The sequence below is a fragment of the Mesorhizobium sp. M7A.F.Ca.CA.004.04.2.1 genome (genome assembly GCF_004022825.1).
GTDB lineage: Bacteria > Pseudomonadota > Alphaproteobacteria > Rhizobiales > Rhizobiaceae > Mesorhizobium.
The window spans coordinates 1-2,702 of the sequence record NZ_RZPH01000844.1 but is presented as its reverse complement, the minus strand read 5'-3'; the positions used below and the strand labels follow the sequence as shown (position 1 = coordinate 2,702).

Annotated in this window: 3 protein-coding genes and 1 pseudogene; 2 read left to right on the top strand and 2 right to left on the bottom strand. The window is 63.1% G+C overall.

The genetic code is table 11. The features are described from left to right. Positions 1 to 192 (bottom strand): DNA gyrase subunit A (locus EN893_RS39515; protein WP_164901171.1); only part of this gene is annotated, 192 nt, incomplete at its 3' end. A 229-nt stretch (positions 193 to 421) separates the two neighbouring features. Further along, positions 422 to 1,237: pseudogene (locus EN893_RS27975) on the bottom strand (AraC family transcriptional regulator); the annotation flags it as partial. Positions 1,238 to 1,322: 85 nt separating this feature from the next. Between EN893_RS27975 and EN893_RS27970 the strand changes: the two are divergent. Both EN893_RS27970 and EN893_RS27965 read left to right on the top strand, forming a co-directional pair. Further along, positions 1,323 to 1,853: a hypothetical protein gene (locus EN893_RS27970; protein WP_127269843.1), complete on the top strand. Its 531-nt coding sequence runs from the start codon at positions 1,323 to 1,325 to the stop codon at positions 1,851 to 1,853. Between the two features lie 155 nt (positions 1,854 to 2,008). Further along, positions 2,009 to 2,638, top strand: a complete 630-nt coding sequence (locus EN893_RS27965) for a MarC family protein (protein ID WP_013531832.1) — start codon at positions 2,009 to 2,011, stop codon at positions 2,636 to 2,638. Positions 2,639 to 2,702: the final 64 nt, after the last annotated feature.

Below are 2,702 nucleotides of genomic sequence, written 5' to 3'. Positions count from 1 at the left end.
GCTCTCATGGGCGGCGAAGAGAATGCGGCGATGCACCGGCTTCAGGCCGTCGCGCACGTCCGGCAGCGCACGGCTGACGATCACGCTCATAGCGTAATCGAGATAGGAGCGCTGCATCTCCTCGACGATGGATATCGGCTCGATGCCGGTGGGGCCGCCGTCGGCGCCGCGCGGTGTCTTCTGGTCGGTCAAATCGGATCACAATCTAATCAGGAATCACTTGGTGCTTATATAGGAAGCAAGCCCGAAACTCCAACCTTCACGGCACTTTTCCAGTGTCATTTTCGGTGGTAATTTCAAATGGATACCGCTGATTGCGACGATATGGCCAAGGCGGTTTTCGCCGCCCTGACGCAAAAGCCTGCGTGTCTGCCTTGGCGGGCACGGGGCCGATTGACGAAGCAGAAAAGGCCCATGCGCCACGGCGGCTGCGATAGTTGCGCGGCGTCTCCCCCATGATCCGCCGAAAACGACGATTGAAAGTCGACAGATCGTTGAAGCCGGCCTCGAAGGCGATCGCCGAGACCGCATCGTTGGACATGCGTAGCCGCACCGCCGCCCTGTGCAATCGCGTCCTGAGCAGGAATTGGTAGGGCGTCATGCCCGCCACCTGCCGGAAGATGCGCAGGAAGTGATACGGACTGGTTGCTGTCTCATTGGCAAGCGCTGAAAGCGAGACAGGCCCATCGGCGTCCAGTTCGATCCGCCGCACTGCCTCGGCCACCCGTTTCTGATCGCGGCGGCTGGGCGCGCGCCCGACATGCGTAGCGCCAGAGGCTGTAGCCACGGCAGCACCGGCCAAGCGCAGGGAAAGTTCCTCGAAGGCGTCGATGTAGGCCATCTCGCGCGCGGTCTCCGCTTCGGCCAGGAGCGGCGCCAGTACCGGCAAAGGCGGCAGGCGCGCCGCCTCGAAAGCCAGCTTCCTGGCGCCCGGAACGCCAGCTGCGATCCGTTCCATGTAGGCCGGATCGAAATGGAACGAGAGGCAACGGTCGCCGCTGCCATGCTCGTGCCCGCATTCGTAACATGTGCCGGGATTGCCGAGCAGGAGCGCGCCGGGCGCCAGCATCGCCGTGCCTTGCTGGGCGCGGTAGCGAAACGTGCCGCTGGTGACCGCAGCGACGCAGAAATCCTGATGCGCTTCCTCGAACGGCCGGTCGCCGGCGCCGGCCGTGCAAATGACGTCCGTCACGTGCCAACCGGCTCCGAATGCGAGACTATGCGTGGTCGTCGTCATAGTCGAAATATAGCAATTTTTCCCAAGCCCAGAACCCCGTCACCGCCTACTCCTAACGGTCTCCTGACAAGAAGAGGCCGCAGCCATGTTCGATCAATCCTCGTTTGCCGAAGCCCTGCATAGCTCCGGACCGATCGAAGGGCTTGCCGAAAAACTGAGCCTTTACGGCCGCTTCGTCGGCGCCTGGACGTTTGAGGCCTCGCGCCACCTCGAGGACGGCACTGTGCTGACAGGGCGTGGCGAGGTGCATTTCGGCTGGGTGCTGGAAGGCCGGGCGATCCAGGACGTGTGGATCCTGCCCGCGCGGGACGCCGGTCCATCGCCATCCTTGGGCACATGGACTTTTTACGGCACGACGCTGCGCGTCTATGATCCCGGCGCGGATGCCTGGCACATCTTCTGGAGCGACCCGCGCAACCAGTATTTCAGCCGCCAGCTCGGCCGCGCCGAGGGTGACACGATCGTGCAAGTGGGCGCCGACGACACCGGCAGCTCGGTACGCTGGAGCTTTTCACGCATCACCGAAAACTCCTTCCGCTGGCTGGGCGAACGCTCGCAAGACAATGGCGCGACATGGCGGCTGGAAGTCGAGTTCCTGGCGCGGCGAGCGGTTTGATCTCCGAGGATTGCAGCAGCCCAGAATAAAAGCGTCGCGATCCTTCGCGCTGCCCTCTGTCCCGCATCAACCACTTTCTCACGAACGGTTCCCACCGAACGGGCTTTGCTCTACCAATATTCTGGCACGGGCACAGCCCGGCGGGAGGGTCAGAGATGCCGAGTTTCGACAGCCTGTTCAACGCTTTCGTCACCATTCTCGTGACCATCGACCCGCCCGGCCTGGCGCCGCTGTTCCTCGCCGTGACGCGCGGCATGAACCGTGAGGAGCGCCAGCAGGTTTCGGTGCGCGCCTCGATCATCGGTTTCCTGGTGATGGCGCTGTTTGCGGTTGCCGGGGCCTCGATCCTGTCGGTGTTCGGCATAACGTTGCCGGCCTTCCGCGTCGCCGGCGGTTTCCTGCTGTTCTTCATCGCCTTCGAGATGGTGTTCGAGCGCCGGCAGGACCGCAAGGAGAAGATCGGCGACGTCGCCATCACCAAGGACATGATCCACAACATCGCCGCCTTCCCGCTGGCGATCCCACTGATCGCGGGCCCTGGTGCCATTTCGGCAACTGTGCTGCTTTCCGGCTCGTTTCAAGGCTTTGCCGCGCAGGCGGCGCTGGTCGGCATCATCTTCGTCTGCCTCGCCATCACCTATCTGGTGTTCGTGCTGTCGGAACGCATAGACCGCATCCTCGGCCAGACCGGCCGCTCGATCCTGACCCGTCTGCTTGGCGTCATCCTGGCGGCACTGGCTGTGCAATTCGTCGCCGACGGCATCAAGGCGCTGATAGCAGGCTGAACGACAGTCCCTACTGCCTACTGCCTACTGCCTACTGCCTACTGCCTACTGCCTACTGCCTACT